The following is a 4,287-nucleotide window of genomic DNA, read 5'->3' as shown; positions in this document are numbered from 1 at the left end:
ACTGCGACGATATCGACCCCGACCCCGGTAATCTGCGAAAACGGCACGGGTACGGTTACCGTCACCGGAACGCTCAACGCGCAAGTCACCTATACCGTAAACGCCGGCAGCCCGCAGACGGTTGTGCTGGCCACGCCGAGCGCGGCCAACCCTGCCCTTGGCGAGGCGACGATTACCCGCACGCTAACCGCGAACACGACCTACGCCCTTGTGAGCGTTTCCACCACGGGCACTACCCCTTGCACCACGAACCTGACGGATGCGGTAACCATCACGGTGACGCCGCTCCCTACGGCCACCATCACGGCCACGGACGCGACGGTATGCGAGGGAACGGGAACCACCGTCGTGATAAACGGCCCGGCCAACGGCTCGGTGACCTACTCCGTAGGCACCGGACCGGCAATAACACAAAACCTTGATGCGGCCGGAACGGCCAGCATCCCAACGGGCCCGCTTACTGCGGCCACGACATATACACTGCTTAGCGTAACTACGGGCGGTACGGTACCCTGCACAAGTACGCTTAACCTGCGTGCCACGGTTTCCGTGAAGGCGCTTCCTACGGCCGCCTTCACGGGCCCTGCCAACGTGTGCTCGAACAGGACCGCGGTGCTTGAATTCACCGGAACGCCGGGGGCCACGGTAAGCTTTACCTGGACGGGCGGGGGCTCCGACAGCGTGACCCTTGACGGGGCGGGCTATTTTGCCTATACGACGCCTGTTATCACGGCACCTACGACCTTCACGCTGACAAATGCGGTAACGGGCGGTACGCCTGCGTGCACGTCAGCCCTTACGGGCAGCGTTACGGTAAACCCGATTGCGGCGCCGGTAATATTCAACCCTACGCCATTGGAGGTCTGCGACGACAACAACGACGGTATCGCGGTATTCAACCTTACGGACAAGAACCTTGAGATCACCGGCGGCCCTTCGACGCTTATCGTGAGCTACCACGAGACGCAGGCGAACGCGGAGAACAACCATTTCCCTAAGGGGCCGGTATACGGCAACCTTATTACGGCCTTCCCTGAGGATGCCCCACTGATATTGTGGGTAAGGGTAGAGGAGCCCGGCGGCAGCCAGTGCCCTTCGTTCACGCAGCTGCGCCTGATCGTGAACCGCACGCCGCAGCCGGTATCGCCGGACCCTATCGAGGTCTGCGACGACGCGACTGCCGACGGCTTTGCGACCTTCCCGGACATCAGCATCAGGGAGGCGGACATGCTGTCCGGCCTTGACCCAAGGGATACCTATACCTTCGAATACTACGAGCTTGAGGCCGACGCGAAGGCCGCAGTGCCTGCGAACCCTGCGCTTCCGGTACTCAACTACAATAACACCACGGCATACAGCCAGACCATCTGGGTAAGGGTATCCACGCCACAGGGCTGCTTCAAGGCGGTCCCGATGGAACTCAGGGTGAACCCTAATCCGGTAGTGGCGGTGCCGCTTCCAGAATATACGCTTTGCGACGACCCTAGCGGCGACGGCTACGAGGTGTTCGACCTTGGCGCCCACAGGCAGCTCGTTACCTCGGTACCGGGCATGGAGGTGAAATACTATTTCGACAATGCGGCCCTTGCGGCCGGCACGGAACTTCCGCTGGCCTACCCGAACCAGGTACAGACGGTACAGACGATTATTGTGGCGGTGACCAACACGGCCACGGGATGCTTCTCCACGACCACGCTTACCCTTAGGGTACAGCAGCGCCCGCTGGTGACCATCCCTGCGACAATCCCTACGGCCTGCGACCCTGACGGGAACGGCACGGAGCAGTTCGACCTCGACGCGCTCAAGCCGGAGATTACCGGAGGCGCGCCGTATGACGTGAGCTTCCACGAGACGATGCAGAATGCGGAAGACAACGTGTTCCCGTATACGAGCCCTTACAGCAACCTGGCTTCCGGCACGATCTGGATCCGCGTAACGGACAGGACCACGCAGTGCTACTCTGTAGCGCCGCTGCAGCTGATAGTGAACCCGGTTCCGGTAGTACCGGCAGCCATCGACGACCTTGTGGTGTGCGACACGAACGCGGACGGCATGATGAGGGTCGACCTCCAGGGGCATGCGGAGCAGGACCTGCTTGACGCGCAGGCACCGGGCGGTAGCTATACGGTACGCTTCTACACGCAGCAGGCGGATGCCGAGGCCGGCCTGGGCGGCGCCATCGCCACCCCTGCAAGCTACCCGGCAACCAACGGGCAGGTTATCTGGGTGAGGGTTACCAACACCGCCACGGGCTGCTACAAGGTAGGCAGCTTCAGGGTAGTGATCAACCCGTCACTTTCCTTCGCCCCGGTAGAGTACTCGCTATGCGACGAGGCCCTTCCGAATGACGGCTATACGGTCTTCGACCTTACGACTCAGATAAGCAACCTTACGGGCGGGCTTCCGGGCTATACCGTGGCGTTCTACACGCTTTCGGGCACGCTTATCGACCCTGCCGATGCCTACACGAACCAGAACCCTGGCGTGCAGACGCTCAACGTGGTGATCACCAATACGGCCACCACTTGCGAAAGCAGGACCACGCTTACCATCCGTGTGGAGCCGCTTCCCAACCCTAGGACGGATCCGCAGGATATCGAGGCGTGCGACAACGGCACGGCCGGCGACGGCATAGCCGAGGGCGTCGACCTTACGGTACGCGAGACCTATATCCGAAACAACACCAACCCTGCGAGCGTGGACTTCTTCTACTATACGGACCGCAACCAGGCGGAGGCCGACGGTATCCAGGGCACGACATACCCTAATGCCATCCCTGACCCGACGGACTATGACGGCCCATCCGGAACGATATACGTGCTGATGACGACCAACGCGAACAACCCTTCGGCGAAGAAATGCTACCAGATAGTGGAGCTCGAGCTTATCGTGCACCCGCTTCCTGCGCTAGCCAGCCCGATTCCTAACTATACTGCCTGCGTAGGGGGTGCCACGCATACCTTCACGCTGGGCAGCCACAACATAAACGTGATTGCGGCGGGTCTTAACCCTGCGGACTATACCTTCACCTACTACCACAGCCAGGTAGACGCCGAGGCGGGAGTAGCCGGGACAGAGCTTCCGGACAGCTACCCTAACGCAACCAACCCTGAGGCTGTCTGGGTAAGGGTAGAAAACAACACCACGGGATGCGTGAGCGTGGGCACGTTCAACCTGATTGTTGACGAGCCGGCGGTTGCCAACCCTGTGACCGACCCTGCGCTTATTACCAAGTGCGACCTTGACGGCAGCAACGACGGGGAGACGGACTTCGACCTTACGGCGTTCGACACCACGGTACTGGGCACGCAGCCTGCTGGCGACTTTACGGTGCACTACTATGACGACCTTGCCAAGGCGCAGGCCGACGGCAACCTGGGCGTAACGTCGACCAACCCCCAGGCCATCACGGACCTTAACCCATACCATACGGGCACGAGGATGATCTATGCGCTTGTAATCAACAGGACGTCGGTAACGGGCTGTCCGGCCATTGCCAACATCCAGCTTACGGTGAACAAGCTGCCGGAGGTTACCCTTGCGGGAGGATTCTTCTGCGTGGACCCGGTAACGCTTGATCCCCTGAACACCTTTACCCTTGTTGCCAATACGGACAACGGTGCCAACCCTGCGGACTACACCTACGTGTGGACCAGGGACGGGAACGTGCTTCCGGATACGGGGGCTACCCTTACGGTAGACGAGCAGGGAAGCTATACGGTAACGGCGACCAACATCGCGACGGGCTGCGTGTCCGAACCGTCTGACCCTGCCATCGTTACGGCAACATCCGCGGCCATCATCACCGACGTTACGGTGACCAACGCCTTCACGGACAACGCCACGATTACGGTGGTGGTGGACCCGACCAGCCTAGGCGACTACGAGTTCAGGCTTGACGAGGGGCCATGGCAGTCAAGCAACGTATTTGCACCCGTATCTGCAGGCGAGCATACGGTATACGTCAGGGACAGGAACAACGGGGGCTGTACGGATTCCGCACCTATCAAGGTATCGGTAATCGACTACCCGAAGTACTTCACGCCTAACGCGGACGGCTACAACGACACCTGGAACATCATCGGGCTTGCGGACCAGCCTGAGGCATCGATCTACATCTTTGACCGCTACGGCAAGCTTCTGAAGCAGATCAGCCCTGCGGGCAACGGATGGGACGGAACGATGAACGGCAGCCCGCTTCCTTCGACCGACTACTGGTTCAAGGTACTCTACAAGGAGAACAACGCGAGCAAGGAGTTCAAGGCTCACTTCTCGCTGAAGAGATAA

General features: G+C 60.4%; 1 protein-coding gene. It reads left to right on the top strand.

Annotation, left to right across the window (positions count from 1 at the left end):
- The first annotated feature begins 123 nt into the window (after window positions 1–123).
- A complete protein-coding gene (locus B0G92_RS00030) occupies window positions 124–4,287 on the top strand; it encodes a T9SS type B sorting domain-containing protein (RefSeq protein WP_218971846.1) in 4,164 nt (1,387 codons plus the stop codon).

This window comes from Flavobacterium lindanitolerans, assembly GCF_002846575.1.
GTDB classification, from domain to species: Bacteria; Bacteroidota; Bacteroidia; order Flavobacteriales; family Flavobacteriaceae; genus Flavobacterium; species Flavobacterium lindanitolerans.
Note: the sequence above shows the minus strand (reverse complement) of the source record. Positions and strands in the feature narration are given on the sequence as shown.